Origin of the sequence: Pseudomonas sp. A2, from assembly GCF_023100865.1 — a bacterium.
Classification (GTDB): domain Bacteria; phylum Pseudomonadota; class Gammaproteobacteria; order Pseudomonadales; family Pseudomonadaceae; genus Aquipseudomonas; species Aquipseudomonas asiatica.
On the sequence record NZ_CP039127.1, the window covers coordinates 5,404,930 to 5,430,313 of the forward strand.

General features: G+C 64.5%; 24 protein-coding genes. 15 read left to right on the forward strand and 9 right to left on the reverse strand.

What is annotated here, in order from left to right; genetic code table 11:
- The first annotated feature begins 1 nt into the window (after position 1).
- The gene (locus tag E5221_RS25020) at positions 2-1,318 is read left to right on the forward strand and encodes a bifunctional DedA family/phosphatase PAP2 family protein (RefSeq protein WP_182328912.1); all 1,317 of its coding nucleotides are present in this window, start codon (positions 2-4) and stop codon (positions 1,316-1,318) included.
- 111 nt (positions 1,319-1,429) lie between these two features.
- Here E5221_RS25020 and E5221_RS25025 read toward each other — a convergent pair whose 3' ends face one another.
- The 3 genes from E5221_RS25025 to E5221_RS25035 are packed head-to-tail and all read right to left on the reverse strand — an operon-like array spanning position 1,430 to position 3,105.
- Entirely contained in the window at positions 1,430-2,020 is a 591-nt protein-coding gene (locus E5221_RS25025) for an LON peptidase substrate-binding domain-containing protein (RefSeq protein WP_039613550.1), read from the reverse strand.
- Between the two features lie 9 nt (positions 2,021-2,029).
- Positions 2,030-2,746 carry an LrgB family protein gene (locus tag E5221_RS25030; protein WP_247846598.1) on the reverse strand — a complete coding sequence of 239 codons (717 nt, stop codon included), beginning with the start codon at positions 2,744-2,746 and terminating at the stop codon, positions 2,030-2,032.
- Entirely contained in the window at positions 2,743-3,105 is a 363-nt protein-coding gene (locus tag E5221_RS25035) for a CidA/LrgA family protein (protein WP_247846599.1), read from the reverse strand. Before E5221_RS25035 ends, E5221_RS25030 begins: the two co-directional genes overlap by 4 nt.
- A gap of 143 nt (positions 3,106-3,248) precedes the next feature.
- Between E5221_RS25035 and E5221_RS25040 the strand changes: the two genes are divergently transcribed.
- The 9 genes from E5221_RS25040 (at position 3,249) to E5221_RS25080 (ending at position 14,574) form a co-directional block, all read left to right on the forward strand.
- Positions 3,249-3,704, forward strand: a complete 456-nt coding sequence (locus E5221_RS25040) for a MaoC family dehydratase (RefSeq protein ID WP_039613549.1) — start codon at positions 3,249-3,251, stop codon at positions 3,702-3,704.
- A gap of 198 nt (positions 3,705-3,902) precedes the next feature.
- Positions 3,903-4,781 carry a 50S ribosomal protein L11 methyltransferase gene (gene prmA / locus E5221_RS25045; RefSeq protein WP_112253633.1) on the forward strand — a complete coding sequence of 293 codons (879 nt, stop codon included), beginning with the start codon at positions 3,903-3,905 and terminating at the stop codon, positions 4,779-4,781.
- A gap of 42 nt (positions 4,782-4,823) precedes the next feature.
- Positions 4,824-6,179 (forward strand): DUF3426 domain-containing protein, encoded by a 1,356-nt coding sequence (locus E5221_RS25050; RefSeq protein ID WP_061550641.1) that lies wholly within the window; start codon positions 4,824-4,826, stop codon positions 6,177-6,179.
- A gap of 254 nt (positions 6,180-6,433) precedes the next feature.
- Positions 6,434-7,447: a tRNA dihydrouridine synthase DusB gene (gene dusB / locus E5221_RS25055; protein ID WP_247846600.1), complete on the forward strand. Its 1,014-nt coding sequence runs from the start codon at positions 6,434-6,436 to the stop codon at positions 7,445-7,447.
- Positions 7,444-7,764, forward strand: coding sequence for a DNA-binding transcriptional regulator Fis (gene fis, locus E5221_RS25060; RefSeq protein ID WP_012274390.1), 321 nt, complete (start codon positions 7,444-7,446; stop codon positions 7,762-7,764). Before dusB ends, fis begins: the two co-directional genes overlap by 4 nt.
- A gap of 81 nt (positions 7,765-7,845) precedes the next feature.
- Positions 7,846-9,453, forward strand: coding sequence for a bifunctional phosphoribosylaminoimidazolecarboxamide formyltransferase/IMP cyclohydrolase (purH, locus tag E5221_RS25065; RefSeq protein ID WP_061550639.1), 1,608 nt, complete (start codon positions 7,846-7,848; stop codon positions 9,451-9,453).
- A 135-nt stretch (positions 9,454-9,588) separates the two neighbouring features.
- The gene (gene purD, locus E5221_RS25070; RefSeq protein WP_075046492.1) at positions 9,589-10,884 is read left to right on the forward strand and encodes a phosphoribosylamine--glycine ligase; all 1,296 of its coding nucleotides are present in this window, start codon (positions 9,589-9,591) and stop codon (positions 10,882-10,884) included.
- A gap of 144 nt (positions 10,885-11,028) precedes the next feature.
- Entirely contained in the window at positions 11,029-13,800 is a 2,772-nt protein-coding gene (locus E5221_RS25075; RefSeq protein ID WP_247846601.1) for a hybrid sensor histidine kinase/response regulator, read from the forward strand.
- 177 nt (positions 13,801-13,977) lie between these two features.
- A complete protein-coding gene (locus tag E5221_RS25080; protein ID WP_013974374.1) occupies positions 13,978-14,574 on the forward strand; it encodes a MarC family protein in 597 nt (198 codons plus the stop codon).
- Positions 14,575-14,581: 7 nt separating this feature from the next.
- Here the strand turns inward: E5221_RS25080 and E5221_RS25085 are convergent, their stop codons facing one another.
- From E5221_RS25085 to cobG, 6 genes are all read right to left on the reverse strand, one after another.
- The gene (locus tag E5221_RS25085) at positions 14,582-15,235 is read right to left on the reverse strand and encodes a hypothetical protein (protein WP_247846602.1); all 654 of its coding nucleotides are present in this window, start codon (positions 15,233-15,235) and stop codon (positions 14,582-14,584) included.
- Between the two features lie 59 nt (positions 15,236-15,294).
- Entirely contained in the window at positions 15,295-15,975 is a 681-nt protein-coding gene (locus E5221_RS25090) for a hypothetical protein (protein WP_023662437.1), read from the reverse strand.
- A 93-nt stretch (positions 15,976-16,068) separates the two neighbouring features.
- On the reverse strand, positions 16,069-17,766 hold the full coding sequence (gene cobJ, locus E5221_RS25095; RefSeq protein ID WP_247846603.1) for a precorrin-3B C(17)-methyltransferase: 1,698 nt from the start codon (positions 17,764-17,766) through the stop codon (positions 16,069-16,071).
- Positions 17,754-18,488 (reverse strand): precorrin-2 C(20)-methyltransferase, encoded by a 735-nt coding sequence (locus E5221_RS25100; RefSeq protein WP_247846604.1) that lies wholly within the window; start codon positions 18,486-18,488, stop codon positions 17,754-17,756. Before E5221_RS25100 ends, cobJ begins: the two co-directional genes overlap by 13 nt.
- Entirely contained in the window at positions 18,485-19,111 is a 627-nt protein-coding gene (locus E5221_RS25105) for a precorrin-8X methylmutase (protein WP_039613543.1), read from the reverse strand. Before E5221_RS25105 ends, E5221_RS25100 begins: the two co-directional genes overlap by 4 nt.
- Positions 19,104-20,435: a precorrin-3B synthase gene (gene cobG, locus E5221_RS25110; RefSeq protein WP_282189719.1), complete on the reverse strand. Its 1,332-nt coding sequence runs from the start codon at positions 20,433-20,435 to the stop codon at positions 19,104-19,106. The genes E5221_RS25105 and cobG overlap by 8 nt, the downstream gene beginning before the upstream one ends.
- Positions 20,436-20,680: 245 nt before the next feature.
- Between cobG and E5221_RS25115 the strand changes: the two genes are divergently transcribed.
- From E5221_RS25115 to E5221_RS25135, 5 genes are all read left to right on the forward strand, one after another.
- A complete protein-coding gene (locus tag E5221_RS25115) occupies positions 20,681-21,892 on the forward strand; it encodes a bifunctional cobalt-precorrin-7 (C(5))-methyltransferase/cobalt-precorrin-6B (C(15))-methyltransferase (protein WP_039613541.1) in 1,212 nt (403 codons plus the stop codon).
- Positions 21,885-22,979, forward strand: a complete 1,095-nt coding sequence (locus tag E5221_RS25120) for a cobalt-precorrin-5B (C(1))-methyltransferase (RefSeq protein ID WP_013974382.1) — start codon at positions 21,885-21,887, stop codon at positions 22,977-22,979. Before E5221_RS25115 ends, E5221_RS25120 begins: the two co-directional genes overlap by 8 nt.
- Entirely contained in the window at positions 22,976-23,701 is a 726-nt protein-coding gene (locus tag E5221_RS25125) for a cobalt-precorrin-6A reductase (RefSeq protein WP_123084733.1), read from the forward strand. The genes E5221_RS25120 and E5221_RS25125 overlap by 4 nt, the downstream gene beginning before the upstream one ends.
- A 253-nt stretch (positions 23,702-23,954) precedes the next feature.
- Positions 23,955-24,392 carry an NfeD family protein gene (locus E5221_RS25130; protein WP_085720934.1) on the forward strand — a complete coding sequence of 146 codons (438 nt, stop codon included), beginning with the start codon at positions 23,955-23,957 and terminating at the stop codon, positions 24,390-24,392.
- Between the two features lie 26 nt (positions 24,393-24,418).
- Positions 24,419-25,273 (forward strand): SPFH domain-containing protein, encoded by an 855-nt coding sequence (locus E5221_RS25135; RefSeq protein ID WP_085720933.1) that lies wholly within the window; start codon positions 24,419-24,421, stop codon positions 25,271-25,273.
- The last annotated feature ends 111 nt before the right edge of the window (positions 25,274-25,384 follow it).

Below are 25,384 nucleotides of genomic sequence, written 5' to 3' on the forward strand. Positions count from 1 at the left end.
CATGGGCCAATGGCTCGACAGCCTGACTGGCTGGCTCAGCGCCAACCCGCAGTGGCTTGGCCTGGCGATATTCCTGGTGGCCTGCATCGAGTGCCTGGCCATTGCCGGCATCATCGTGCCAGGCACCGTGCTGCTGTTCGCGGTCGCGGTACTGGCCGGCAGCGGCGCCTTCAGCCTGGGCGAAACGCTGCTGCTGGGCTTTCTCGGTGGCCTGGTGGGCGATGCGTTGTCGTACACGGTGGGCAAGTACTTCCACCAGAACATTCGCAGGCTGCCCCTGCTGCGCCACCATCCGGAATGGATCGGCAGCGCCGAGGCCTACTTCCAGCGCTACGGCATCGCCAGCCTGCTGGTAGGGCGCTTCATCGGGCCGCTGCGGCCTATGCTGCCAATGGTCGCCGGCATGTTCGACATGCCGCTGCCGCGGTTCATCGCCGTCAGCCTGGTGGCCGGTGCCGGCTGGGCAGTGGCCTACCTGCTGCCCGGCTGGGCTACCGGCGCAGCCATGCGCCTGCCCTTGCCGGAAGGCTTCTGGCTGGATGCCGGGATCATCGCCGGCACCCTGGCAGTCATCATCGGGCTGAGCCTGAACACCAGCATTCGTGATCAACGCCACGGCACCCGACTGATCGCCGGCCTGAGTTTCCTGGCCTTGGCCGGGGTCTTCCTCGGCTGGCCCTACCTGCACGAGTTCGACCAGGGCGTGATGACACTGGTGCAGGAGCACCGCAGCCAGGCCATCGATGGCACAGTGGTGCTGGTGACCCGGCTGGGCGATTTCCGCACTCAGTTATTCCTCGGCGGGCTGCTGACGGGCCTGCTGCTGCTTGCCCGGCAGTGGCGGCATGCCATGTTCGCTGCGGGCGCACTGATGGGTACGGCGTTTGCCAACGGCACGCTGAAGTGGCTGTTCGCCCGGGCCCGCCCGGAAGTGCTGAGCGACCCGCTGACCAGCTACAGCATGCCCAGTGGGCACAGTTCGGCGTCGTTTGCGTTCTTCCTGGTAATGGCAGTGCTGGCCGGTCGCGGTCAGCCGCCGCGGATGCGCCTGACCTGGGTGTTGCTGGGCTGCATTCCGGCGCTGGCGATTGCCCTGTCACGGGTGTACCTCGGGGCGCACTGGCCGACCGACATCCTCGCCGGGGCCTTGCTGGCGTGCTGTGTGTGCGCGCTCAGCCTGACACTGGCGCAGCGTCACCAGACGCTCCCAGCCTTGCCACTGCGGGTTTGGTGGCTGGTGTTGCCGGCGTGTGTCGCGTTGCTGGCGTTCTTTGCCATGCATGCGCTGCCGCAGGCTTTGCTGCGGTATCAATATTGATGTCGCGTTTACCGGCCTCTTCGCAGCACAAGGCTGCTCCTACAGGGCTCTCGTCAGCCTGTAGGAGCAGCCTTGTGCTGCGAAGAGGCCGGCACTGGCAACACAGCAGTATCAGGCAAACAATTCACCCTGAATCCGCTCCAGCAGCTTCTGGATTTCCCCCAACCGCTCCTGTGGCGAATCGAGGGTCAGCAGATCCAGCTTGTCCTCTTCCATGAAGGGCAGCAGGTACGCCAACTGGTTGGCCAACGTCTGCCGCCCGTCCACAGGCCGCGGCATGTCCAGGGCTTCGACCATCGGGTGTTCACCCAGGGCCACCAGCAACGCCAGCAGGTCTTCGTCCGCCTCCAGCAACGGGCTGTCCGCCTGCTCCGGCAGCCATTGCACCTGCCCCACCAGCAACTGGTCCTTCTGCACCTCGGTGCTTTCCAGGTTGAAGCGCCGCACGCCTTCGACGCGGATACCCAGCAAGCCGTTATCCTGCTGCACGAAGTCACGGATCACCGCCTCGCAGCCGATCGAGGCGACCACCGGCGGCGCCTTGCCGACCTGCTCGCCTTCGAGGATGCACACCACACCAAAACCTTCGCCCCGCTTCATGCAGCGCCCGATCATGTCCAGATAGCGTGCCTCGAAAATCTGCAAATCGAGGAAACAACCAGGAAACAGCACGGTATTGAGAGGAAACAGCGGTAGCGTCATCACAAGTCCTCAAGCCACCAGGCTGACCGCCAGCGGCAGGAACACCGCCGTGGCCACCCCCATCAGGCTCATCGCCAGCGCGGCAAAGGCGCCGCATTCGTCACTTTCCTGCAGGGCCACCGAAGTGCCCACTGCGTGCGCGGTCACGCCCAAAGACATGCCACGGGCCTCGGGGCTATGCACGCCAAAACGGCTCAGCAACGCCGGGCCGAAGATTGCCCCGATAACCCCGGTAATCAGCACGAACACCGCCGCCAAGGCAGCCACGCCGCCAATCTGCTCAGCCACCAGCATGGCGATCGGCGACGTGACCGACTTCGGCGCCATGGTCATCAGGATCATGTGCTCGGCACCGAACCACCAGCCCAGCAACAGGCAGCACAGCGTGGCGAACAGGCCTCCGACTACCAGCGTAGTAAATGTGGGCCAGAACAGCTGTCGGATACGCCGCAGGTTGAGGTAGAGCGGCACAGCCAGGGCTACGGTGGCAGGCCCCAGCAGGATGTTCATGATTTCGGTGCTCTTGCGATATTCGCTGTAGTCGATGCCACACACCAGCAACATGCCGATCACCAGCAGCATCGAGACCAGTACCGGCTGCAGGAAGATCCAGCGGGTCTTCTCGTAGGCCGCCAGCACCACCTGGTAGGCCCCAAGCGTGATGCCGATACCGAACAAGGGATGATGAACGACCGCATCCAGTGCGCCTTGCCAGTCGAGCATCATGGCTGCTCCTCGCTCCGGACCTGACGGTGGATGAGCTTTTGCATCAACACGCCGACGAACACCAGGGTCACCAGGCAGGAGATCAGCAAGGCACCGGCAATGGCCCAGAAGTCGGCGGCGATATCCCTGGCATACACCATCACCCCCACCGCTGGTGGCACCAGCAACAGCGGCAGGTAACGCAGCAGGCTGCTGGCGGCCTCGTTCAGCGGCTTGCTCACCTCACCACGGGCCATGAGGAAGAACAAAAGCAGCAACAGGCCGATGATCGGCCCCGGCAGAAACGGCACCAACAGATGGTTGATTGCCGTCCCCAGCAGCTGGAATAGCACCAGCCAGGTCAAACCACGCAACAGCATAAGCATCTCCCTCGGGCATGGCCGCCATTATAAGCATGTGCCGTCATATACCGATATTCGTCGAAAAACGTGCAACTTGACTGAAACGGTTCGCCGTGCTGATCTTGCACTTTCGTACCAACTGACAACCCGGAGAGTCCGCGATGCCCCATGTACCGGTTACAGAGCTTTCGCAGTACGTTGGTAAGGAACTGGGCCGCTCGGCCTGGCTGAAGATCGACCAGCAACGCATCAACCTGTTCGCCGAAGCCACGGGCGATTTCCAGTTCATCCATGTTGACCCGGAAAAGGCGGCAAAAACCCCGTTCGGCTGCACCATCGCCCACGGTTTCCTGACATTGTCGCTGATTCCCAAGCTGATCGAGGACATCCTGGTTCTGCCGGAAGGGCTGAAGATGGTGGTGAACTATGGGCTGGACAGCGTGCGGTTCATCCAGCCGGTCAAGGTCGACAGCCAGGTACGGCTGAAGGTGGACCTGGCCGAAGTGACGGAAAAGAGACCGGGGCAATGGCTGCTAAAGGCGATTGCCACGCTGGAGATCGACGGTGAGGAGAAGCCTGCTTATATAGCTGAGTCGCTTTCCCTCTGTTTTGTCTGATGCATTCCGGGGGCGCTTCGCGCCCTATTCGCAGCACAAGGCTGCTCCTACAGGGGTATGTGATCTCTTGTAGGAGCAGCCTTGTGCTGCGAATGGGCTGCACAGCAGCCCAGATCCACAAATCCCCCGCACTCGCGTAAACTGCCAGCCTTCGCGCAGCCTAGGGCTGCCCCTGTCGATTTACCAAAGGTGCCCGCCATGCCCTGGCTGCAAGTACGCCTGGCCATCAGCCCGGAACAAGCCGAAACCTACGAAGATGCCCTGCTCGAAGTGGGTGCCGTCTCGGTCACGTTCATGGATGCCGAGGATCAACCGATCTTCGAGCCAGACCTCAACACCACTCCGCTGTGGTCGCACACCCACCTGCTGGCCCTGTTCGAGGCCGATGCCGATCCTGAGCAGGTATTCGCCCACCTGCGCCTGCTGACCGGCGCCGAGCTGCCCGAGCACCAGGCCGAGGTGATCGAGGACCAGGACTGGGAACGCAGCTGGATGGACAACTTCCAGCCGATGCGCTTTGGCCGCCGCCTGTGGATCGTGCCAAGCTGGCACGAGGCCCCGGAACAGGACGCGGTGAACCTGCTGCTCGACCCGGGCCTGGCGTTCGGCACCGGCACCCACCCGACCACCGCCCTGTGCCTGGAATGGCTCGACGGCCAGCAACTCGAAGGCACCCAAGTACTGGACTTCGGCTGCGGCTCGGGCATTCTGGCCATCGCCGCGTTGCTGCTGGGCGCCCGTGAGGCGGTCGGTACCGACATCGACGTACAGGCCATCGAGGCTTCGCGCGACAACGCCCAGCGCAACGGCATCGCCGACGAGAAGCTGGCGCTGTACCTGCCAGAGAACATGCCGGCCATGCAGGCCGATGTGCTGGTCGCCAACATCCTCGCCGGCCCGCTGGTGTCGCTGGCACCGCAACTGTCCGGCCTGGTCCGCCCAGGTGGCCTGCTGGCGCTGTCGGGCATCCTCGCCGAGCAAGGTGAGGAAGTGGCCGCAGCCTATGCCGCCGACTTCGAACTGGACCCGATCGTCGTTCGCGATGGCTGGGTGCGCATCAGTGGTCGCCGCCGTTAAGCGGGCCTAGAATACTTTTCTGCACAGCTCCCGGATTGCCGCATGACCGACAGTTTCGTCACCCAGTGCCCGCATTGCCAGACCAGCTTTCGCGTCACCCACCACCAGTTGAGCGTGGCCCGCGGTGTAGTGCGCTGTGGCCACTGCCTGCAGGTGTTCAACGCCGCCAGGCAGCTGCTGGAGCAGAACCGCGCCAGCGGAGCCAGCGCACCTGCGGTGCCGATACCAGCTGCACCTGCCGAACCGCTGGTCGAACCGGCGATCGCACCCCAGCCAGTCGCCAGCGAGCCCAGCGCCCCCTCGGACGAGGACTGGGCGCTCACCACCCAGGCGCTGGAATCGCTCGACCTCGACATGGAACTGGAGCGCCTGGAGCGCCGCGGCCAACCGGCCTCGGCTCGCCCGGCAAGCCAGGATGACGGCCTGCAGGCGCGGCGTGACGAACTGCACCCGGACGAACATGCCGACGACCTGTTCGGTACGGCAACCGATGAGCCGTTCGAGCCGCAACAGGCGGTAGAACCCACGCCCGTGCTGCGGGAGCCGGAGCCCCTGGAGCTGGACCTGGAACCCGCCCCAGGCGAGCGTACCGAGCCGACGTTAGGTGGCAATCTTGATCTGGACATCGACGACGAACCACCGGTACACCGTACCGCCGCAATCGATGACCACCCCGAATTCAACGAACCGCTGCGGGCCAGCGATGATGAGGCCCCTGTACGGGGCCTGAGCGCCCGGAACGACGAGCCGCTGGAGCTGCGCCTGTCAGCGCGCGACGACGAACCTGTCGAGCCGCTTCCCGACGAACGCCTGGAACCAGGCCTTGCCGGCAAAGCCGAGCGCCCGGCGCGCAAGGAGCCGCTGGTAGATGTGGTCGACGACCCACTGCAACTGGGCTGGGAACAGCCCGCGCCCAACTGGGGCAAGCGCTTGTTGTGGGGTTTCCTGACACTGCTGGCCGCTGGCTTGCTTGCGTTCCAGTATGTCTGGTTCCATTTCGACGAAATGGCCCGCCAGGACCAGTACCGGCCGCTCTTCCAGCAAGTCTGCCCGCTGGTCGGCTGCGAAGTGCCGACCCGCGTCGATATCGCTCGAATCAAGAGCAGCAACCTGGTAGTACGCAGCCACCCGGACTTCAAGGGCGCACTGATCGTCGATGCGATCATCTACAACCGCGCGCCGTTCGCCCAGCCGTTCCCGCTGCTGGAGCTGCGCTTCGCCGACCTCAACGGCCAGCTGATCGCCAGCCGTCGCTTCAAGCCCAGCGAATACCTGTCCGGCGAACTGGCCGGGCGCGGCGAAATGCCAAGCCAGACCCCGATCCATATCGCCCTGGACATCCTCGACCCAGGGCCGAAGGCCGTTAATTACAGCCTGAGCTTCCGTTCGCCGGAATAACCAGCAGCCCTGTGGGAGCGGGCGCGCCCGCGAACACGGGCGAAGCCCGTGCCATCCATTGCGCCGCCTGCTTCGCGGGCAGGCCCGCTCCCACAGGGGCCGCGCAAGGTCCTGGATCCTCACCCATACCAAAAGTCATAAGCCGACAACTGTTCAGATTTTATCCAAATCCATCTTTATCCGGTCACCGAGAGCGGGTATCATGCCAACCCTTTTTCGAACTCCAAGATTCGGCCCCACAACAGGGATCACCTATGTCGGCGGTACGCATCGGCCCATACACACTACGTAACAACCTGATCCTCGCGCCCATGGCCGGGGTCACGGACCAGCCTTTCCGTACACTTTGCCAGCGCCTGGGCGCCGGCATGGTGGTGTCGGAAATGGTCTCCAGTGACATGAGCCTTTGGAACAGCCGCAAGTCGAGCCTGCGCCGCATCCATGAAGGTGATCCCGAGCCACGCTCGGTACAGATCGCCGGTGGTGATGCGCAGATGATGGCAGCGGCGGCAAAGGCCAACGTCGATGCAGGCGCCCAGATCATTGATATCAACATGGGCTGTCCGGCAAAAAAAGTCTGCAACAAAGCCGCAGGCTCTGCTTTATTGAGAGATGAAGCCTTGGTCAGCGAGATTCTCCACGCCGTGGTCGGCGCCGTGGAAGTCCCGGTGACCCTGAAGATCCGCACCGGCTGGGACCGGGCGAACAAGAACGGCCTGAACGTGGCGAAGATTGCCGAGCAGGCCGGCATCCAGGCGCTGGCGGTGCATGGCCGCACACGCGCCGACCTGTACACCGGCGAAGCCGAATACGACACCATCGCTGCCATCAAGCAGGCGGTGTCGATCCCGGTTTTTGCCAACGGCGATATCACCTCGCCAGAAAAGGCCCGGGCGGTGCTGGACGCCACCGGGGTCGATGGCCTGTTGATCGGCCGGGCCGCCCAGGGGCGACCATGGATCTTTCGCGAGATCGAGCATTACCTGCGCACTGGCGAACACCTGCCAGCGCCGCAGCTGGAGGAAGTGGAACGCATCCTGCTGGAGCACCTGGCCGCGCTGCATGCCTTCTATGGCGATGTGATGGGCGTACGTATTGCCCGCAAGCACGTTGGCTGGTACCTGGCAACACGACCCGGCGGCAAGGAGTTTCGCTCCCGGTTCAACGCTTTGGAAGACACACAAGCGCAGTGCGCCAACGTTCGCGCGTTTTTCAGCGAACGTCGACAGAGCCTTGAGACAGAGGACGGACAAGGGGTGGCCGCATGACGATGATGACCGAGACATTTGTGAGTGGAACAACGCCCGTGAGCGACAACGCCAACCTGAAACAGCACCTCAACACGCCGAGCGAAGAGGGCCAGACCCTTCGCGACAGCGTCGAGAAGGCGCTGCACAACTACTTCGCCCACCTGGAAGGCGCGACCGTGACGGACGTGTACAACCTGGTGCTCTCCGAAGTCGAGGCGCCCCTGCTCGAAAGCGTGATGAACTACGTGAAGGGCAACCAGACCAAGGCCAGCGAGATGCTCGGACTGAACCGAGGCACCCTGCGCAAGAAGCTCAAGCAGTACGACTTGTTGTAAGCCAGAATCCCAACCAGAAAAGGCGGCTCCCTGAACAGAGGCGCCTTTTTTGCTGACTCCACCGCGTTATTGGAACCCGAAATGACCGACCAGACTACCCGCCTGCCAGTCCGCCGCGCCCTGATCAGCGTCTCCGACAAGACCGGTATCCTCGAATTCGCCCGTGAGCTGCAGCAGCTCGGTGTCGAGATCCTGTCCACCGGCGGCACCTACAAGCTGCTCAAGGACAACGGCGTCAATGCGGTGGAAGTGGCCGACTACACCGGCTTCGCCGAAATGATGGATGGCCGGGTCAAGACCCTGCACCCGAAAATCCACGGTGGCATCCTCGGCCGTCGCGGCACCGACGACGCCATCATGAACGAGCACGGCATCAAGCCGATCGACCTGGTAGCAGTCAACCTGTACCCGTTCGAAGCCACCATCTCCAAGCCTGGCTGTGACCTGCCGACCGCCATCGAGAACATCGATATCGGCGGCCCGACCATGGTCCGCTCGGCTGCCAAGAACCACAAGGACGTGGCCATCGTGGTCAATGCCAGCGACTACGCCGGCATCGTCGAAGGCCTCAAGGCCGGTGGCCTGACCTACGCCCAGCGCTTCGACCTGATGCTCAAGGCGTTCGAGCACACTGCTGCCTACGACGGCATGATCGCCAACTACATGGGCACCATCGACCAGGCCAAAGAAACCCTGAGCACTGAAGGCCGCAGCGAGTTCCCGCGCACCTTCAACAGCCAGTTCGTCAAGGCCCAGGAAATGCGTTACGGCGAAAACCCGCACCAGAGCGCGGCGTTCTACGTAGAAGCGAAGAAAGGCGAAGCCAGCGTTTCCACCGCCGTCCAGCTGCAGGGCAAGGAACTGTCGTTCAACAACGTGGCCGACACCGATGCCGCGCTGGAGTGCGTGAAGAGCTTCGTCAAGCCGGCCTGCGTCATCGTCAAGCACGCCAACCCGTGCGGCGTGGCCGTGGTACCTGAAGACGAAGGCGGCATCCGCAAGGCCTACGACCTGGCCTATGCCACCGACACCGAGTCGGCGTTCGGCGGCATCATCGCCTTCAACCGCGAACTGGACGGCGAAACCGCCAAGGCCATCGTCGACCGCCAGTTCGTCGAAGTGATCATCGCCCCGAAAATTTCCCAGGCTGCCCGCGAAGTGGTTGCCGCCAAGCAGAACGTACGCCTGCTGGAGTGCGGCGAGTGGCCTGCCGAGCGCGCTGCCGGTTGGGACTTCAAGCGCGTCAACGGTGGCCTGCTGGTGCAGAGCCGCGATATCGGCATGATCACTGCCGATGACCTGAAGATCGTCACCAAGCGTGCGCCAACCGAGCAAGAGATCAACGACCTGGTGTTCGCCTGGAAAGTGGCCAAGTTCGTCAAGTCCAACGCCATTGTCTACGCCAAGCAGCGCCAGACCATCGGCGTCGGCGCCGGCCAGATGAGCCGCGTCAACTCCGCGCGCATTGCTGCAATCAAGGCCGAGCATGCCGGCCTGCAGGTGCAGGGTGCAGTCATGGCGTCGGATGCGTTCTTCCCGTTCCGTGATGGCATCGACAATGCGGCTAAAGTGGGTATCAGCGCCGTGATCCAGCCAGGTGGTTCGATGCGTGATGCCGAGGTGATTGCTGCCGCTGACGAAGCCGGCATCGCCATGGTCTTCACCGGTATGCGCCACTTCCGCCACTAATCAAGATGGCCGGCCGATCCTAGGCCGCTGTGGGAGCGGGTTCACCCGCGAATGCGATGTTGGATTCACCGCCGCATTCGCGGGTGAACCCGCTCCCACAGGGTACGAGGATTGCCGCCAAACAGAGGTTTTGACATGAAAGTTTTGATCATCGGCAGCGGCGGCCGTGAGCACGCCCTGGCCTGGAAAGTCGCCCAGGACCCACGCGTGGAGAAAGTCTTCGTTGCCCCGGGCAACGCCGGCACCGCCATTGAAGCCAAGTGCGAGAACGTCGCCATCGACGTGTGCGCCCTGGAGCAACTGGCTGACTTCGCCGAGAAGAACGTCGACCTGACCATCGTCGGTCCGGAAGCACCGCTGGTCATCGGCGTGGTCGACCTGTTCCGCAGCCGCGGCCTGGACTGCTTCGGTCCGACCAAGGGCGCGGCCCAGCTGGAAGGCTCCAAGGCCTTCACCAAGGACTTCCTGGCGCGTCACAAGATCCCGACCGCCGACTACCAGAACTTCACCGAAATCGAGCCGGCGCTGGCCTACCTGCAGGAAAAAGGCGCGCCGATCGTGATCAAGGCCGACGGCCTGGCCGCGGGCAAGGGCGTGATCGTCGCCATGACCCTGGAAGAAGCCGAAGCCGCCGTGCGTGACATGCTGGCCGGCAACGCCTTCGGCGATGCGGGCTCCCGCGTGGTGATCGAGGAGTTCCTCGACGGCGAGGAGGCCAGCTTCATCGTCATGGTCGACGGCCAGAACGTGCTGCCCATGGCCACCAGCCAGGACCACAAGCGCGTCGGCGACCAGGACACCGGCCCGAACACCGGCGGCATGGGTGCCTACTCCCCTGCCCCGGTAGTCACCGCCGAAGTTCACCAGCGCGTGATGGACCAGGTGATCTGGCCGACCGTGCGCGGCATGGCCGAGGAAGGCAACGTCTACACCGGTTTCCTCTACGCCGGCCTGATGATCGACAAGGCGGGCAACCCCAAGGTCATCGAGTTCAACTGCCGCTTCGGCGACCCAGAAACCCAGCCGGTCATGCTGCGCCTGGAGTCGAGCCTGGTACTGCTGGTAGAGGCCGCCTTCGCCAAGGCGCTGGACAAGGTAGAAGCACAGTGGGATCCGCGCCCGAGCCTGGGCGTGGTACTGGCTGCCGGCGGCTACCCGGGCGACTACGCCAAGGGTGACGTGATCAACGGCCTGGACGCTGCCGCGAAGATCGAAGGCAAGGTGTTCCACGCCGGTACCGCACTCAAGGATGGCAAGGTGACCACCAACGGCGGGCGCGTGCTGTGTGCCACCGCCATGGGCAGCACCGTTGCCGACGCGCAGCAGCAGGCTTACCGCCTGGCCAAGGAAGTAAGCTGGAACGGCAGTTTCTACCGCACCGATATCGGCTACCGGGCCATCGCCCGCGAACGCGGTGAGCACCAGCAGTAAGTTGTACCGGACGTCCGCAGCGCGCCCCAGCACCTTGCGCCTGCGGCATCCGGCTCGTCGACAGGGCCCCAAGGGGCCTTGCCTTCGACTTGGCGCGCCGCGCATAGTTAATACCCGGCACCTAGGCTAAGAAGGGATTTCGTAGTGCGTCGGCTTCGGATTGCCTCAGCTCTGATCGTCAGCTTGCTGACCTTGCTCTGCATGTTCCCGGCGGCGGCCGAACATGACGGAGGCTGGGCCGTTATGCTCGACGAACAGGCCAACCTGCAACTGAGCGACGTGCGCTCCGAACGTTACCGCAACCAGTTCAGCCCGCTGGTACTTGCCGACCTGGATGCCGCTCCTGCGGAACAGGCCCTGTGGCTGCACTACCGCCTGGAGCCCGGCGAGCAGGAAAAACTGCTGCGGGTTTTCGCCCCAGACCTTTCTGGCCTGGACCTCTACGCCCTCGAGGGCGACAAGCTTCTGCGTCAGCTGCACCACGGGCGCCAGGCAGGCAATGCCAGCCCGACCCTACGTGGCAGCGACCATGTACTACCCCTGCCCAACAGCAAGCAACCCCTGGATATCTACCTGCGCCTGGTTTCCGAGCACCAGTTGCGCCCGGCCATCAGCCTGGAGCCTGCGGCCGTGGCAGCCTCCGACCAGCGCCAGCCACTGCTGTTCGGCATGCTGTTCGGCGGCTTGGTGATGCTGATCATGCACAACCTGATCCGCTTCATCTACAGCCGCTCCAGCACTACCCTGATCCTGGCGCTGTACCACGGCCTGATGCTGCTCAGCGGCCTGATCCTGCTGAACCTCAGCGGCCCCTGGTGGCACGTTTGGCATAGCGCGCAAACACCCGCCGCATACCTGACGCTGGTCCTGGCCGGCCTGGCGGGGCTGGGTTTCACCCAGCATTTCTTCTCGCCATGCAACTCGCCACGGCTAAACCGCCTGCTGCAGGGCGAGATGCTGCTGGTCGGGGTGAGCGGGTTGGTGCTGCTGTTCGTCGACACCCTGCCCCTCAACCTGATGACCTACGCCCTGATGGCCCTGGGCAGCGTGAGCATGCTGCTGGTCAGCAGCTACCATTGGTACAAGGGCTATGCGCCCGCACGTCTGTTCAGCCTGGCCATGGTGGTGTTCAACCTCGGTGGCCTGGTGCTGCTGCCAGCGCTACTGGGCCTGACCCGTACCTCGACGCCCTGGCTGCTGTGCATCCTGCTGGGCCTGACCGTGGCCAGCGGCCTGCTGCTCAACCTGGCCGTCAGTGAACGCCTGCGGCGCATTAGCGAGGAGCGCTTCAGCGCCAGCCGCGCACTGGCCGCCAGCGATGCCGAAATCAACGCCAAGGCCGAGTTCCTGGCCAAGATCAGCCACGAAATCCGTACCCCCATGAACGGTGTGCTGGGCATGACCGAGCTGCTTCTGGGCACGCCGCTGTCGGTCAAGCAACGCGACTACGTGCAGACCATTCACAGCGCCGGCAACGAACTGCTGACGCTGATCAACGAGATTCTCGACATTTCCAAGCTGGAATCCCGGCAGATCGAACTCGATGACGTGCAGTTCGACCTCAACGCGCTGATCGAAGATTGCCTGAACATCTTCCGCGCCAAGGCCGAACAGCAGAACATCGAACTGATCAGCTTCACCCAACCACAGGTACCACGGGTGATCAGCGGCGACCCGACGCGCCTGCGCCAGGCCTTGTCGAGCCTGTTGGAGAATGCCCTGAAAAACACCGACCAGGGCGAGATCCTGCTGGTAGTGGCGCTGGACCAGCGCGGCGAGGTACCGCGCCTGCGCATCGCCGTTCAGGACAGCGGCGAACCGTTGCCGGCCGCTGACCGCGAAGCCTTGCTGCAGGCCGAGTTGCACAGCCACCACTTCCTGTCCAGCAACAAGCTGGGCGGCCACCTGGGGCTGGTCATCGCCAAGCAGCTGATCGGGCTGATGCAGGGCGAGTTCGGCATCAAGAGCAGCACCGGCATGGGCAATACCCTGTGGCTGACCCTGCCGCTGGACCCTTCGCGCCTGGAACAGCCACCGGCCGACCTCGACAGCCCGCTGCGTGATGCTCGCGTACTGGTGGTGGACGACAACGACACCTGCCGCAAGGTGCTGGTACAGCAGTGCAGCGCCTGGGGCATGAACGTCAGCGCGGTCCCGTCGGGCAAGGAAGCACTGGCCCTGCTGCGCACCAAGGCCCACCTGCGCGACTACTTCGATGCCGTGCTGCTGGACCAGAACATGCCAGGCATGACCGGCATGCAGCTGGCCGCCAAGATCAAGGAAGACCCGAGCCTGAACCACGACATCCTGGTGGTGATGCTCACCGGCATCAGCAACGCGCCGAGCAAGGTCATTGCGCGCAACGCCGGGGTCAAGCGGATCCTCGCCAAGCCGGTGGCCGGCTACACGCTGAAAACCACCCTGGCCGAAGAACTGGCCCAGCGCGGCCGCGAGCAAGCCGTACCAGCCAGTTTGCCCGGCATCCCCCAGGCACTGGACCTGCCCGGCGATTTCCGCGTGCTGGTCGCCGAGGACAACAGCATCTCGACCAAGGTGATCCGCGGTATGCTTGGCAAGCTCAACCTCGAGCCCGACACCGCCAGCAATGGTGAAGAGGCCTTGCAGGCGATGAAGGCGCAGCGCTATGACCTGGTGCTGATGGACTGCGAAATGCCGATACTTGACGGTTTCTCGGCCACCCAGCAGCTGCGCGCCTGGGAAGCCGCCAACCAGCGCCAGCGCACCCCGGTGGTGGCGCTGACCGCGCACATACTTGCCGAACACAAGGAACGCGCCCGCCTGGCGGGCATGGACGGGCACATGGCCAAACCGGTGGAACTGTCGCAGTTGCGAGAGCTGATCCAGTACTGGGCCAACCCCCGGGAAGCCAAGGTGGATCCGGTGCATAGTTCCTGATCTGAGGCGCCTGTGCCCGCCTTTTCGCGGGTGAACCCGCTCCCACAGGTACTGCATAAGGCCTGAAGGCAATGCTATCCCTGTGGGAGCGGGTTCACCCGCGAAAAGGCCGGTACAGGCTATCAACAGAATCTGCTGATAAACTCTGCCCAGCCATAACTGCCTGGACTAGCCCCCATGCTCCATGAGTTGTTCAGCGTCTACCTGAAAATGCTCGTGCTCTACAGCCCGTTCTTCGTGCTGTCGTGCTTCATCAGCCTTACCCGCGGCCACTCCAGCAAGGAGCGCAAGCAGCTGGCATGGAAGGTGGCCATCGCCGCACTCATCGCCAGTGTCCTGCTGTACCTGTTCGGTCGGGCGATCTTCGGCATCTTCGGCATCACCGCCGATGCCTTCCGCATCGGCGCTGGGAGTGTGCTGTTCATTTCGGCACTGGGCATGGCCCAAGGCAAGTCTGCGGTACAGGCCGACAACGTGCAGCAGGATGTCACCATCGTGCCGCTGACCATCCCGCTCACCGTCGGCCCGGGCACCATCGGTGCACTGCTGGTAATGGGCGTCGGCCACCCGCACTGGGACGACAAGCTGTTGGCCATCATCAGCATCGCCCTGGCCAGTTTTACCGTCGGCCTGGTGCTGTACCTGTCACACCGTATCGAGCGCATCCTCGGCGACCAGGGCCTGCAGATCGTCAGCCGGCTGATGGGGCTGTTCGTCTGCGCCCTGGCTGCGCAAATCATCTTTACCGGTATCAAAGGCTACCTGGCGCCATAGCCATTGCCTAATGCAGGTCGAACCGATACTCCCCTTGTGCATCCTTGGTTTTCATCAATGCCTCCAGCTCATCTCGCTGGTGTTGGAAACGCCCGTTATCCAGCTGCAAGGAAACGCCATTGAACCCGGCTTCACCCTCCAGCGCCTTTTCGACCAGCAGCATGTCCTGGGGTATGCCGGCGATCGGTGCGTCGAATTGGAAGGTGATACTGCAAAGATCGAGGGTCGGGCCCGGCTTGAGCAAGCCAAGCTCGATCACCAGTTGCGAACCCTGCGTGCTGAACTTCAGCTGGTGACGAAAACCTTCGATCGATCGGCCCAGGCCACTTCTTACTGCAGCCAGCACAGCCTCATGACGGATCGAGCGCATCTTCAGCCACGCCTCGAGTGGCTGTATCTGCGCGCTGCGCGCGGGCTGCCCCAGCTGTTTCAAGTCATGCGTACTGGCCAGCTTGATCCAGCCCAGTTGCCGGTATGCCTCGCGATAGGCGTCATACCAGGCTTCATAGTTGTCAAAGCGTGACCCCGCATTCCTGTTGGCCACCAACTGGGCGTAAAGGATGGAGTCGAAAGCAGCCTGGCGTTGAATCTGGCCAGCGTCCGCGCGATACAGTAATGCAGTCCCGCCAATCAACATCAGTTGTTCAGCTGTTCTGTCCATTGCATTGCCTCGTCACAAAGAGCCGAACAAGGCGGCGTTGCAACAACGCCGCCCTGCAATCAGAAGTCGTACTGGAGAACGTTCTCGACGCTGCGCACGCCGAGTTTGTTTTCCACGGTTTCGCGGACCTTGTCGTAGACGAAAGTGTTGAGGGTGAGCACAGCCATGCCGGCGTAGTACTCGGTCTTTTCCAGCTTCCACTGGATACCCAGGATGTCATCCTCCAGTTTGGGGGCAGAGGCCTGGATGCAGCTCACCACCATGACCACATCGTTGTTGTCGGTTTCGACGCAGGCGGCCATCCCGACCATGCCCCTGACCTTGTTCTTGCGCTTGTGATCGACCACCTTGACGTCATTTTCGACGGTGGTGAGTTTGTCGAAAGCCGCCTTGGCCAGCACACCCAACTTGGTACCACCCAGCACTGCATTGCCGACCGCACCGATCGCCCGTATAGCGACAGCGCCCACGGTGACAGACAACTCGGCAGAGGTTTCCAGCTCGAAGGTGCGACGAGGGATGGTAAAGCCAAGATCACGCATGACATCGATGAACCGGTCGTACCACTCCCTGCTCTGTTTTTCGGCATCGAAGGACTTGTCAGCCACCAAGGTGGCAAAGTGGAAGGCGTTCTTTACGTCATGACGGCTTTGCGAAGACATGCCTGCGCCGCAGGCCAGCAGGTTGCCTTCGACCAGGATGGCTGTGTCGGTCGCAGTGACTTGTGTTTCTGTGGACATGTGGAAACTCCTAGATGGTTGCCCCCCGAGTCAGGGGCGACCACCTTAGCCAGCACGCCCAGGATGCAGCGCGCTGAAGGGTTTCCGGTGCAACTAGTCAGCCGACGGGTACCAACGCGGGGTGTAGGCCCACACCCCGCCCGACAAGCGAGGAAACACGCAGGTTGTAGATGAGCCGACAAGCACCATGGTGCGCATGTCGACCATTTCCGGCAGCAGCTCGGCCAATGTGACGACCGTCAGCGTCTGCCCCGGCCTACCGATGTCACGGCCAAGGACTACAGGCGTGTTACCCTCGCGGTGCCGACGCACGACCTCCAGCGCTACCCCAAGCTGGTGCGGCCTGGACTTGGAAATCGGGTTGTAGAATGCCAGCACCAGGTCGGCCTGGGCCGCCAGGTCCAGGCGCTTTTCAATGATCGACCACGGCTTGAGGTTGTCGGACAGCGACATCACACAGAAGTCATGCCCCAGCGGCGCGCCCGCCTGGGCGGCCGTCGCGAGCGAGGCCGACACCCCTGGCAGGATCTCGAGATCCACCCGGTGCCAAGCCGGGTCCGTGGACTCGTGCAGCGCTTCAAGTACCGCAGCCGCCATGGCGAACACCCCCGGGTCGCCCGACGAAACCACCACCACCGAACGGCCCTGAGCCGCGAGTTCGAAGGCATGCCGGGCACGCTGCATCTCTTCACGGTTGTCGGTGCAGTGCAGTACCTGGTCGTCACGGAACGGGCCGGCCATGCGCACGTAGGTTTCGTAACCGAGCACATCCTCGGCCCGCGCAAGCTCGGCCTTGACCGCCGGCACCATCAGCTCGGCTGCACCCGGCCCCAGGCCGATGACCGCCAAACGACCCCGACGACGACCGATCTGCGCCACTTCGACCGGGGCAGGCGCCACCGCGATGACCACGTCTGCCACCTCGATCAGCTGCGCAGCAGGCAATGCCGCGGCAACCATGCTGGCGAGATCATGCGTCCTGGCAGCAAAGCGCAAGGCAACCCCCAGGGCCTGTGCGGCCTCGTACAGGGCGCTATCGGCCATGGCTTGCTCGTCGGCCAGCAGGCAGGCCACTGCCGGCTCGGCGATGCCGGCCTGCTGCAATGCCGACCGGATACTGGCCAGGCTACCGCCAGCAACACCCACCACCACCGAACGCGGGTGGATCAGCAGCTCGTCGCGGCTGGCCGGGCGCGCCTGGTGCCCCACATGGATGGTACGCCGGGCCGCCTCGCTGGCAGGCAGCTGCGCCTGCTGCAGCCACGGCGCGTCACCTTCGATGCGCACCGCCTCGCCAGCCAGCAGGTCGGAGACGAAGCGCTTGCCTTGCTCGATATCCGCCAACGCGTAACCTTGCGGTGGGTTCAGCAGACAGGTGCCGAAACGCAACTCGCCGCTGGTGGTAATCGCCGCAGCAACGCCCAGTGCTTCAGCGATTTCGCGCGCCATCACGTTCACACCGCCAAGGCCACCGAGCAACGGCACTACCGCGCTGCCGTCTTCGGCCACGGCCAGTACCGGCGGCTCGACACCTTTCTCGCTGAGCAGGCTGGCGAGGCTGCGGATGACGATACCCGCCGCGCACAAGGCAATGATCGGAGTGTTCTGCTGGTACAGCCCACGCAGGGTATCGCCGAACGCGGTGTAGCAAAGGTCGGCACCCTCGACCCGTCCTTCCAGCCCATGGATCGATGCTTGTGGATAACACTGCTGGATACGCTGCGCCGTGGCCAGGCTGCCCTGGCCAAGGATGACGATCGCCGGTGCCTGGTGCATGTTCAGCCCTGCCATTTTTCACCCGGCACGATAATCAGCGAGAAGTACGGCGACGACTGTGGGTCGACCTGGTCCAGCGGCACGATTTTCTGGTTGGCCATGGTCGCCCGCTCCACATACAGCGCGCGCCCGTCCAGGCCCAGTTCGGCCAGCACTTCGCGCACCTTGGGGAAGTTGCGGCCAAGCTTCATGATCACCGCCGCGTCGGCATCGGCCAGGCGACGCTTGAGCTCTTCGGCCGGCAACACGCCAGACAGCACCGACAGACTCTGGTTGCGGTACACCAGCGGCGCGCCCAGTACCGAGGCGCCACCGAGCATCGAGCAGACGCCGGGGATCACTTCGGCCTCGTAGCGCTGCGCCAGGCGGTCGTGCAGGTACATGTAGGAACCATAGAAGAACGGGTCGCCTTCACAGATAACCGCCACGTCGCGGCCGGCATCCAGGTGCTCGGCCACCTGCACGCTGGCCTCGTCGTAGAAGTCGCTGATCACCTGTTCATAGGACAGCGGCGCTGGCAGCGCTTCGGTGGTTACCGGGTAGACCAGCGGCAGCAGGATCTGCTCGGGCTGCAGGTGCGCCTCGATGATGCCGAAGGCGTTGCCGCGCTTGCCCTTGGCCACGAAGTAGCCAACCACAGGCGCTTCACGCAGCAGGCGCAGGGCCTTGAGGGTAATCAGTTCTGGGTCGCCAGGGCCCACACCCAGGCCCAGCAGACGTCCACGCGGCGCCATCATTCCACCTCCGTGGCCAAGGCGTTGACCGCAGCTGCGGCCATCGCGCTACCGCCCAGGCGGCCCTGCATGATCACGAACGGCACGCCACGGCTGTCGGCGGCGAGCATCGCCTTGGACTCGGCGGCACCGACAAAGCCGACCGGGAAGCCGAGGATAAGTGCTGGTTTCGGGGCGCCGGCGTCGAGCATTTCCAGCAGGTAGAACAGTGCGGTAGGCGCATTGCCGATCACCACCACACTGCCTTCCAGGTACGGTCGCCACAGCTCCAGGGCCACGGCGGAACGGGTGTTGCCGGCGTCTTTCGCCAGGCCCGGTACGCTCGGGTCGCGCAGGGTGCAGATGACCTTGTTGTCGGCGGGCAGGCGGGCGCGGGTAATGCCTTCGGCGACCATGTGCGCATCGCACAGAATCGGCGCGCCGTTCAGCAACGCCTCGCGCCCGGCCCGGCCGGCGCCTTCGGAGAACTGCAGGCCATCGATGGCGTCGACCATGCCACAGGCGTGGATCACGCGCACGGCGAGCTTTTCGAGGTCTGCGGGGATCCGCTCGAGTCGGGCTTCCTCGCGGATGATCCGGAAGGAATTGCGATAGATCTCCTGACCATCGCGGATGTAGTCAATCATCAAGGTGCTCCGTCGGCAGGTCGAGCATGGCGCCTGCTTCATTCAAGGTAAGGTCGGTGGCGCGCAGGGCGCCGAAGCCCGGCTGGCGCGCATCACGCAGGTACAGGTCGTAACGGCCCGGCGCGCGCGCCAGCAGGGTGGCCGGGGCAACATGGGCCACGGCGCAGGATCGGGGGCAACCGGAGAGGTGCACGCTGCCGGGCACGCCAGGGCCGAGCAGTGCAGCCAGGGTGACGGCGTCGGCCTTGGTCTCGCCCAGGGCCTTGGCACAGCCACTGGCGCCGGTACAGGCGCTTATGCGGGCCAGTGGCTCATGGTCATGGCATAGCAGGCCCAGTGCGGACAACCCGGCCTGGGCGTGATCGATGTGTTGCGCTTGCAGGTTGGTCAGCACCAGGCTTTGCCAGGGGCTCAGGCGCAGGCTGCCATCGCCATGTTCACGGGCAACGCGCGCAGCGCCACGCAGCATGGCCGGGGTCAGGCGCCCCTGCGGCGGGGCAACGCCCAAGGCGATGCCCTGCGCCTGGGGCAGAACGCCCAGCCACGAGGCGCTGCGCGGTTCACGTCGCCATGCGAGCACGGCGGCATCGCGGCGGATGGCCAGGCCGAGCCCGTCGATGAAATCGGTTGCCGAACATACCTCGAGCAACTGGCGCATGCGCGACTGTGCCGGGGTGGTCAGGTCGAGAAAGCGCTCCAGCACCGCACGCACCAGCACCAGGCCTTGGTCCGCCGGCACCGCGCCGAGCACCTGGCCGTCTGCCGGGCAACCTGCCAGGCCAAACGCCAGCCAGGTCTGCTGCCCCAGGCGCAGGGCAGACAGCCACAGGTCATGGGGGTGTTCGAGCATGGCCAGGTTTTCGCCGGCATCCAGCTGCACGGCGAACTTGGCCGACAACTGGTGAAAACGCGGGGTGCCCTCCAGCAGGTCGAGGATCTGCCCGGCCAACGGTCGAGCGTCCAGCAGCATCGCCGGGTCATGCCCGGCCAGCGGGCTGAGCATCAGGTTGCGTACATCGTCACCGGCGGCATCACGTGGGCCCAGGCCGGCAGCGAGCAGTGTCTCGACCAGGCCGCGATGGTCGCTGCCGATGCCGCGAATCTGCAGGTTGCCGCGGTTGGTGGCCTCGATCACGCCACCGGCGAAACGCTCGGCAGCCGCCGCCACTGCGTCGGCCTGGTCGGCCAGCAGCAGGCCGCCCGGCAGCTTGATGCGGCAGATGCCGCCATCACGGGCACTGACGATGCGCCACAACCCCGGGCAGGCCGAGGGACGGGGCGATACATGGGAGGCATGGGCCTGGGTCAAAGGGGCGTCCGGCAATCTGTGAAAATGCGCTTGAGTGTAGAAGGCGCGGTATTATGCCTGCTTTGTCCGGCGGCATGAAAAGCCGGTGGTCGAGCATCATCGACGATCGAGTAGAAATTAAGGACCGCGTCGCCTTCCTTCGCGGGCATACCCGCTCCCACAGGATCACCGCTGCCCTCAACGGCTGCGCTGTACCTGTGGGAGCGGGCGAGCCCGCGAAGGGGGGCGCAGCGGCCCCAAAAAATGGCGGAATGGAATACATGGCACCCTGGCTGACAGTAGTAGGTATCGGCGAAGACGGCTTCAGCGGCCTGGGCAAGCAGGCCCGGCGCGCGCTGCTGGGCGCTGCGCGGATCTTCGGCAGCCCGCGCCAGCTGGCCTTGCTGCCACGCTGCGTGGCCGGCGAACGGCTGGGCTGGCCAAGCCCGTTCTCGCTGGCCCCGGTCCTGGCCCTGCGCGGTGAGCCAGTATGCGTGCTGGCCAGCGGCGACCCGATGTTCTACGGCGTCGGCGCCAGCCTGGCGCGCCAACTGCCGGCTGCTGAAATACGCGTGCTGTCGATGCCCTCCTCCTGCGCCCTGGCCGCCGCCCGCCTGGGCTGGCCACTGCAGGACGTGCAGGTGGTATCGCTGGTCGCTCGGCCCCTGGCAGCGCTCAATGCCCATCTGCACAGCGGTGTGCGCCTGCTGGTGCTGAGCAACGACGGCGACAGCCCGGCAGCAATTGCTACGCAGCTGCGCGAGCGGGGCTTCGGGCCAAGCCGCCTGCGAGTCTTCGAACACTTGGGTGGCGTGGACGAACGTGAGTTGGCCGGCACCGCCCAGGACTGGCCGCACAGCGACGTCGCCGCGCTCAACCTGGTAGCCATCGAGTGCCTGGCCACGCCCGAGGCGCCGCGCCTGCACCGGCTGGCCGGGCTGCCGGACAGCGCCTTCCGGCATGACGGCCAGCTGACCAAGCGCGACGTCCGCGCCATTACCCTGGCCCGCCTGGCACCACAGCCCGGCGAACTGCTGTGGGACGTGGGCGCCGGCTGCGGCTCGATCGGCATCGAATGGATGCGCGCCCACCCGGCCTGCCGCGCCTTGGCCATCGAGGCCGACGAAGGCCGCCAGGGCTTCATCGAACACAACCGCGATGCGTTGGGTGTACCCGGCCTGCAACTGGTCCGCGGCAAGGCACCAGCGGCGCTGGAGGGCCTGGAGCAACCGGATGCTGTCTTCATCGGTGGCGGCGTCACCCGCGAAGGTGTGCTCGACCTGTGCTGGGCAAACCTGCGCCCCGGCGGCCGGCTGGTAGCCAATGCGGTGACCCTGCAAAGCGAACTGGCCCTGGCGCATTTCCGTGAACGCCACGGCGGCGAGCTGACCCGCATCCATGTCGCCCATGCCCAGCCATTGGGCGCGTTCGACACTTGGCGCCAGGCGCTGCCGATCACCTTGCTGGACGTGGTGAAACCCGCCGATGCGTGAAGAAACCCGCGAACAGCCCGCCCCCCTGCGCAGCGGCCTGACCACCGGCAGCTGCGCCACTGCCACCAGCCTGGCGGCAGCACGCTTGCTGCTCGGTGGCGAGAGCAACGACGCCGTCAGCATCACCCTGCCCAAGGGCAAGGTGGTGCAGATGCGCCTGGAGTTCTGCCGCCTAACCAGCCAAGGTGCCGAAGCGGGCACGCTCAAGGACGCCGGCGACGACCCGGACGTGACCCACGGCGCCCTGCTCTATAGCCAGGTTCGCCTGCTGGCCGAACCTGGCATCCGTTTTGTCGCCGGCACCGGCGTCGGCACCGTGACCCGCCCGGGGCTGGTGCTGGCGGTGGGTGAGCCGGCCATCAACCCGGTGCCACGGCGCATGATCAGCGAACACCTGCAACGCCTGGCGGACGAATGCAGCTATCCCGGCGGCTTCGAGGTGACGGTCAATGTGCAGGGCGGCGAGCAACTGGCCCTGAAGACCATGAACCCGCGCCTGGGCATTCTCGGCGGTCTGTCGATCCTCGGCACCAGCGGCATCGTGCGGCCGTTTTCCTGCGCGGCCTACATTGCCTCGATCCACCAAGGCATCGATGTCGCCCACACCAACGGCTACACGCATATCGCTGCATGCACCGGCAACGCCAGCGAAGACACCATGCGCCGCGTCTATGGCCTGCCGGAAATAGCCCTGATCGAAATGGGCGACTTCGTCGGTGCGGTGCTCAAGCACCTGCGCAAAGTACCGGTGCCACGCCTGACCCTGTGCGGCGGTTTCGGCAAGATCAGCAAGCTGGCTGCCGGGCACATGGACCTGCACAGCCGTCATTCCAGCATCGACCTGCCGCAACTGGCCGGCTGGGCGGCGGACATCGGCGCCGACGCTGCGCTGCAGGCATCGATCATTACTGCCAACACCAGCCAACAGGCCCTGGCACTGGCCCATGCAGCCGGCATTCCCTTGGGTGACGCGGTGTGCGCCCACGCCCTGGCCTTCGCCCGCAGCGTGGTGCCGGCGCAGGTGCAGGTGGAGGTGTTCGCCATCGATCGCCAGGGTGGCATCGTCGGCCGGGCGGGTGTGCAATGAACGGGCGCATCCTGCTGCTGGGCGGCGTCACCGAAGCCCTGGCCATCGCTCGCCGCCTGGGCCCGCAGCATGTCTACAGCCTGGCGGGCATCGGCCGGGTGCCGCAGGACCTGCAATGCCAGGTTCGGGTCGGCGGCTTTGGCGGCACCGAGGGCCTGGCCGACTACCTGCTCGAGGCGGGTATCACGTTGCTGATCGACGCCACCCATCCCTATGCCGCACAGATCAGCCGCAATGCGGCCAACGCCGCACGCATGGCTGGTATCCCGTGCTGGGCCTTGCACCGCCCGGCCTGGCAGACACAAGCGGGGGACGACTGGCGCGAGGTCGAGGACTGGGCGGGGTTGATCGAGGCACTCAAGCCGTTTCGCAGGCCATTGTTCACGCTGGGGCGTGAGCCGCTGCAACATCTGGACGAGATACCGCTGGAGCAGTTCTGGACCTTGCGTGCGTTGGAAACGTGCCCTGGCAACGATCGCTGCGAAGTGATTGGCGCGCGCGGGCCGTTCCATATCGAGGATGAGCGGGCGTTGTTCCAGCGCCGCAAGATCGATGTGCTGATCAGCAAGAACAGCGGCAGCGTAGCGACCGAACCGAAGCTGGAGGTGGCGCGGGAGCTGGGGATACCTGTGCTGATCCTGAAGCGACCGGCTTTGCCGGATGTGGACCGGACATTCGATTCGCCAGCCGACCTGGCTGCAGCACTCGACCTGCGCGGATGACAAACTCCGCAAGCGCACCGCAGATTCCTGTGGGAGCGGGTTTACCCGCGAAGAAATCAACGCGGTGCATGGCACCGGCTTCGCCGGTGTTCGCGGGTGAACCCGCTCCCACAGGGGACGCGGCAACTTTCATGTATTTGCACAAGACAGTTGCTCCTACAGCCATTTCGGACTTTTCTTGCAAACCATGAAGTGGCCATGTGCCGCACTGCTACCTTAAACTCGGCACTCCCCCCCGGAAGGCGCTACCCATATGGAAATGCAATGGTGGATCTGGCTGGTCTTCGGCATCGCGCTGATCCTGCTCGAACTGGTCCTGCCGACGTTCTTCATCCTCTGGTTCGGCATCGGCGCCGTGCTGGTGTCGCTCATTTCACTGGCCGCCCCCAGCCTGCAACTGGACATGCAGGTGCTGCTGTGGGTGCTGATGTCGTCAGTCACCACGGCACTGTGGTTCAAGCTGTTCCGGCGCAAGCAACCAGACGTGCGCTGGACCGCCGAAAGCGTGATCGGTGAAATGGGGCTGCTGACTGCTGGTGTATCGGAGTTCCAGAAAGGCCGTGTGCGCTTCCAGAAGCCTATCCTCGGCAACGAGGAATGGACCTGCATCGCCGACAGCGAGATCGCGGCCGGCGAGCGGGTACGCCTGACCGCCATCGAAGGGAACATCGCCCGGGTCATCCGGGCCTGAGTCCGCACTAAAAGGAATTTCGCACCATGACCAGCCTCATCGTCGTCGCCGCCATTGCCCTGTTCGTCCTGATCACCGTGTTCAAGGGGGTACGCATCGTGCCCCAGGGCGAGGAATGGATCGTCGAGCGCCTGGGCCGCTACCACAGCACGCTCAAGCCCGGCCTGAACATCGTCATCCCGTACATGGATGTGGTCGCCTACCGCCTGCCGACCAAGGACATCATCCTCGATGTACAGCAGCAGGAAATCATCACCAGGGACAACGCGGTGATCGTGGCCAACGCCCTGTGCTTCGCCAAGGTGGTCGACCCGCAGAAAGCCTCCTACGGTGTGCAGGACTTCTCGTTCGCCGTCACCAGCCTGACCATGACCTCGCTGCGCGCCATCGTCGGCGCCATGGACCTTGACGAAGCGCTGTCCAGCCGCGAGCAGATCAAGGCGCGCCTGCGCGAGGCGATGTCCGAGCAGACCGAAGACTGGGGCGTGACCGTACGCTCGGTGGAAATCCAGGACATCAAACCCTCGGAGAACATGCAACTGGCCATGGAGCGCCAGGCTGCAGCAGAGCGTGAACGAAAGGCCGATGTGACCCGTGCCGAAGGGGCCAAGCAGGCGGCGATCCTGGAAGCAGAAGCACGCTTGCAGGCTGCCAGGCTGGATGCCGAAGCGCAGATCAGCCTGGCCGAGGCCTCGGCACGGGCGATTTCGCTGGTCAAGGACGCGGTCGGCAACGAGACCGTGCCGGCGATGTACCTGTTGGGCGAGCGCTATGTGGGGGCCATGGAGAACCTGGCGGGCAGCAGCAATGCCAAGGTGGTGGTGCTGCCGGCGGACCTGCAGGAGACCGTGCGAGGGTTGATGGGCCGCAACAAGGCTTGAGGGTACTTTGATCTTCATCGCCGGCAAGCCAGCTCCCACAGGTTTACCACAGGTCCTGAAATCTGTGCGGTCCCCGTGGGAGCTGGCTTGCCGGCGATTGGGCTGCAAAGC

What these genes read in the sequence shown, in the direction of transcription:
- E5221_RS25020 (WP_182328912.1), top strand. Translation starts at nt 2, where the DNA reads ATGGGCCAATGGCTCGACAGCCTGACTGGCTGGCTCAGCGCCAACCCG.
- E5221_RS25025 (WP_039613550.1), bottom strand. Translation starts at nt 2,020, where the DNA reads ATGACGCTACCGCTGTTTCCTCTCAATACCGTGCTGTTTCCTGGTTGT.
- E5221_RS25030 (WP_247846598.1), bottom strand. Translation starts at nt 2,746, where the DNA reads ATGATGCTCGACTGGCAAGGCGCACTGGATGCGGTCGTTCATCATCCC.
- E5221_RS25035 (WP_247846599.1), bottom strand. Translation starts at nt 3,105, where the DNA reads ATGCTGTTGCGTGGTTTGACCTGGCTGGTGCTATTCCAGCTGCTGGGG.
- E5221_RS25040 (WP_039613549.1), top strand. Translation starts at nt 3,249, where the DNA reads ATGCCCCATGTACCGGTTACAGAGCTTTCGCAGTACGTTGGTAAGGAA.
- prmA (WP_112253633.1), top strand. Translation starts at nt 3,903, where the DNA reads ATGCCCTGGCTGCAAGTACGCCTGGCCATCAGCCCGGAACAAGCCGAA.
- E5221_RS25050 (WP_061550641.1), top strand. Translation starts at nt 4,824, where the DNA reads ATGACCGACAGTTTCGTCACCCAGTGCCCGCATTGCCAGACCAGCTTT.
- dusB (WP_247846600.1), top strand. Translation starts at nt 6,434, where the DNA reads ATGTCGGCGGTACGCATCGGCCCATACACACTACGTAACAACCTGATC.
- fis (WP_012274390.1), top strand. Translation starts at nt 7,444, where the DNA reads ATGACGATGATGACCGAGACATTTGTGAGTGGAACAACGCCCGTGAGC.
- purH (WP_061550639.1), top strand. Translation starts at nt 7,846, where the DNA reads ATGACCGACCAGACTACCCGCCTGCCAGTCCGCCGCGCCCTGATCAGC.
- purD (WP_075046492.1), top strand. Translation starts at nt 9,589, where the DNA reads ATGAAAGTTTTGATCATCGGCAGCGGCGGCCGTGAGCACGCCCTGGCC.
- E5221_RS25080 (WP_013974374.1), top strand. Translation starts at nt 13,978, where the DNA reads ATGCTCCATGAGTTGTTCAGCGTCTACCTGAAAATGCTCGTGCTCTAC.
- E5221_RS25085 (WP_247846602.1), bottom strand. Translation starts at nt 15,235, where the DNA reads ATGGACAGAACAGCTGAACAACTGATGTTGATTGGCGGGACTGCATTA.
- E5221_RS25090 (WP_023662437.1), bottom strand. Translation starts at nt 15,975, where the DNA reads ATGTCCACAGAAACACAAGTCACTGCGACCGACACAGCCATCCTGGTC.
- cobJ (WP_247846603.1), bottom strand. Translation starts at nt 17,766, where the DNA reads ATGGCAGGGCTGAACATGCACCAGGCACCGGCGATCGTCATCCTTGGC.
- E5221_RS25100 (WP_247846604.1), bottom strand. Translation starts at nt 18,488, where the DNA reads ATGATGGCGCCGCGTGGACGTCTGCTGGGCCTGGGTGTGGGCCCTGGC.
- E5221_RS25105 (WP_039613543.1), bottom strand. Translation starts at nt 19,111, where the DNA reads ATGATTGACTACATCCGCGATGGTCAGGAGATCTATCGCAATTCCTTC.
- E5221_RS25115 (WP_039613541.1), top strand. Translation starts at nt 20,681, where the DNA reads ATGGCACCCTGGCTGACAGTAGTAGGTATCGGCGAAGACGGCTTCAGC.
- E5221_RS25120 (WP_013974382.1), top strand. Translation starts at nt 21,885, where the DNA reads ATGCGTGAAGAAACCCGCGAACAGCCCGCCCCCCTGCGCAGCGGCCTG.
- E5221_RS25125 (WP_123084733.1), top strand. Translation starts at nt 22,976, where the DNA reads ATGAACGGGCGCATCCTGCTGCTGGGCGGCGTCACCGAAGCCCTGGCC.
- E5221_RS25130 (WP_085720934.1), top strand. Translation starts at nt 23,955, where the DNA reads ATGGAAATGCAATGGTGGATCTGGCTGGTCTTCGGCATCGCGCTGATC.
- E5221_RS25135 (WP_085720933.1), top strand. Translation starts at nt 24,419, where the DNA reads ATGACCAGCCTCATCGTCGTCGCCGCCATTGCCCTGTTCGTCCTGATC.